Origin of the sequence: Microcoleus sp. A003_D6 (assembly GCF_036702825.1) — a bacterium.
Taxonomy (GTDB): domain Bacteria; phylum Cyanobacteriota; class Cyanobacteriia; order Cyanobacteriales; family Microcoleaceae; genus Microcoleus.
Genome location: NZ_JAUBWA010000251.1, coordinates 1 through 3,323 on the forward strand (window position 1 = coordinate 1; position 3,323 = coordinate 3,323).

The 3,323-nt window shown below is 46.8% G+C and carries 2 protein-coding genes; one reads left to right on the forward strand and one right to left on the reverse strand.

The window, feature by feature from the left end; genetic code table 11:
* Nucleotides 1-111 precede the first annotated feature (111 nt).
* Nucleotides 112-624: a VOC family protein gene (locus tag QUB70_RS32015; RefSeq protein WP_332985824.1), complete on the forward strand. Its 513-nt coding sequence runs from the start codon at nt 112-114 to the stop codon at nt 622-624.
* A gap of 32 nt (nt 625-656) precedes the next feature.
* Here the strand turns inward: QUB70_RS32015 and QUB70_RS32020 are convergent, their stop codons facing one another.
* Entirely contained in the window at nt 657-3,254 is a 2,598-nt protein-coding gene (locus QUB70_RS32020) for a PAS domain S-box protein (protein WP_332985826.1), read from the reverse strand.
* Between the last annotated feature and the right edge of the window lie 69 nt (nt 3,255-3,323).

Here is a 3,323-nt window from a genome sequence, read left to right on the forward strand (position 1 = left end):
CCATTCCACAAGAAAAAAAATTTTGTGGGATGGGCATCTTGCCCGTCCTAGTTATTTTTGCAAGAGGTCTAATCTAACAGCATTCACTTTTAACATTCGCAATTGACAATCATGCAAACTACCCAAAAGAGCGTCAAAATTGTCCTCGCGCCCGGGAACTTGCGCCGCGTTCACCATATCGCTTTAAACGTGCGCGACATGAAAGCTTCCCGCCACTTCTACGGTACAATTCTCGGCTTGCACGAACTAACAGGTGCAGAAATCCCCGCAACTTTAACAGAAATGGTAGCCGCTGGTAAAGTCGCTAATTTTGTCACTCCAGACGGCACTGTGATTGACCTATTTTGGCAGCCCGACTTGGAACCGCCAAACCCAGACCCCCAGAAGGCTTTTACTCGCGCCAACCACTTAGCCTTCGATATCGAGCCGGATTTGTTCGATCGCGCTCTCGAAGTGCTAAAGTCAAATCAAATTGCGATCGACAGCGGCCCCGTCACTCGCGCTACAGGACGCGGCATTTACTTTTACGATCCCGACGGATTTATCATCGAAATCCGTTGTGATGCAGACAAGACGGCGGTTAAAACCGCGCCTATACAAGCAAAACCCGCCTCCGCGGGTTGAAGAGTGGGCGGTTAAAATTACGTTATCCTCTCTTAGCCCGCGGAGGCGGACATCCTTTGTGTAGACGCGGTTTCAACCGCCGTCTTATCTTCTTGGCTAAGAGGTTGCTTCGGCCAAGTAAACCCAAAAGTTGCTCCCTCACCTTCGGCAGATTCCAGCGAAATACTGCCCCCTTGAGCTTCGACAATTTTCTTCACCAACGACAAACCAATTCCAGTATTTTCAACTTTATCGCGAGCTTCCAATGTCTGAAAAATCACAAAAACTTTATCGTGATATTGAGGAGCAATCCCCGGCCCGTCATCCGCCACAGAAAATTCGTAAAAATCATCTATATCTTTAACCGATATTTTTACGTGACCGGATTCACCTCGGTTGTGCTTGACTGCGTTGCTAATTAAATTAGAAAAAACCTGCTGTAACGGCAATTTTTCGGTCACAAAAGTTGGCATTCCCTGTTCAATTTTAACCTCAAATCCAGACGGAGGCGCCAACGAATCAATAATTTCTGTTAATAAATTCTCCACTTTTACCGTTTCTGAAGCTACTTGAATGCGTCCGACGCGGGAATATTGCAGCAGTCCCTCAATCAAAGCTTCCATGCGGTGAACTCTGCCGCGCAGCAGGTTCATTTGGTGCAGAGTATCCTCTGTCATCGAGTCGCTGAGGTCTTCTTCTATCCAACTGCTGAGATTTGCGATCGCCCTCAGCGGCGCTTTCAAATCGTGAGATACTACATAAGCAAACTGGTCTAATTCTTGATTCCGCTTTCTCAAAACATTCGTCGTTTTAGTTAGCATCTGGGCCGTCCAACTCAATTCTACAGCGCGCAACCGCAGGGATTCCTCAGCTTGTTTGCGTTCCCTAATATCTTCTACCACACCCATCAGAAATTGACTGCCATCTTGTTCTCGCAGCAGCGAAACCGTTAAGTTTGCCCACACCAACTCTCCATCTTTGCGGATGTAGCGCTTTTCCATACCATAATGTTCAACTTCTCCTGCTAACAATTGGCGCAAAATTTCCTGTTCCCTTGCCAGATCCTCCGACCAAGTAATCTCCTGAAATCTTTTTTCCATCAATTCTTGGCGGGTGTAGCCCAAAATCTCGCAAAGTTTTTGATTGACTAACAGAAATTTGCCTTCCACAGTCTTTTGGGCCATGCCGACTGCCGCCTGCTCAAAAGTAGCGCGAAACCGCTGCGCACTTTGGGCTAAAGCAATTTCTGAGCGCTTGCGATCGCTAATATCGTTGCTGATTTCCAAAATAGCCAGGGGTTTATCTAGATCGTCGCGCTGCAAAGTCCACCGGCTAGCCACCGTTATTTTTGTGCCGTCTGCCTTGGTGCGTACCAGTTCCCCTTGCCAAGAACCCTGCTCTAAAAACACTTTTTGAATTGTCTCAAAAGGTTGTTTCCATTCAGTTTGCAAAAGCTCGTGAATATTTTTTCCTATTGCTTGCGACTTCCGCCAGCCGTAGAGCCACTTCGCCCCCAAATTCCAATAAGAAATCGCCCCGTTCAAGTCTAGTACCGCGATCGTATCGTTCGCCAAATCCAGCATTTGCGCTTGCTTGCGAAGAGTTTCCTCAGCTTGTTTCCGTCTCCTGGCATCGCGGCAAATCGCAATAAACAAGCGTTGATTTACCAGACCCATTTCGCTGAGGGCCAACTCCATCGGAAACTTGGTTCCGTCGCTGCGAACTCCAACTGTTTCTTGCTGGTAAGTCTTCAGCTTAGCATCGGGATTTAACACAAAATATTCGATCGAATAATCCCCCGCGGTGCTGTCCGGCTGCGGTTGAGCTATCAGCCGCCGCAGGTTGGAGCCAATTGTGCGATCGGCCTTTTCACCAAAAATTTTTTCTGCGGCCGCATTAAAAGACTCAATATTTCCCCCTTCGTCCAAAGTAATAATCCCGTCAGCCGCATTGTCTACGACAGCTTGAATGCGACTTTTACTTTCTTCCAAGCCAGCTTCCCGCTTCCTCAATTCTTTCTCTAAACTATCAAATAAATACCAAGAAGCCCCTGCACCCAAACAGCCGAAAAGCAAACCAGCAACTTGCACAAAATTAGTGAAATCTATCAAATCCCGTCTTTGCCGATCTAGAGCTTTCTGGTAGGCTTCGCCCGCATCAGCAAACGCATTTATTTTTTCGCGCAGCCGATCCATCTTCAATTTACCTTGAGCAAACACCTGAATAGTTTCCGGCGACTGCACGCTTGTTGCCGAACTTTCGAGCTTATTCAAAGTGTTTTGCAATAAATTTATTTCCTCTTTGATACTTTGTTTAATTTCTTCAAATTGCTGAACTTGCAGTTGATTTTCTCGAACCATAACCTCGATTTTAGCCAGCAGCGGAGGCAAACTCTTCTTGGCTTTTGAGTAGGGTGATATAAATTCGCGGCGCTTCGTCAACCCGTAACCCCGAATGCCCGTTTCCGCATCCACCACGAGGGTTAACAAGCGGTTAGTTTCCTGAAGTATTGCTCTATTAGTATCCGATCGCTCTCTTGTCTGTAGGGTAATCTTCCTGAGCCCTGCAATTGCTATCAGCGAAGCAAACAGACAAATCACGGGGATAGCAACGATGACTGTTCCCCGCTGGCGAATTGGTCGGGGGAGCATCCCGGTTTTGTAAATATCCCCAAATTAGCATAAAATGAGTAAAATCCAAAGAAACGTTAAAAAAGAGTA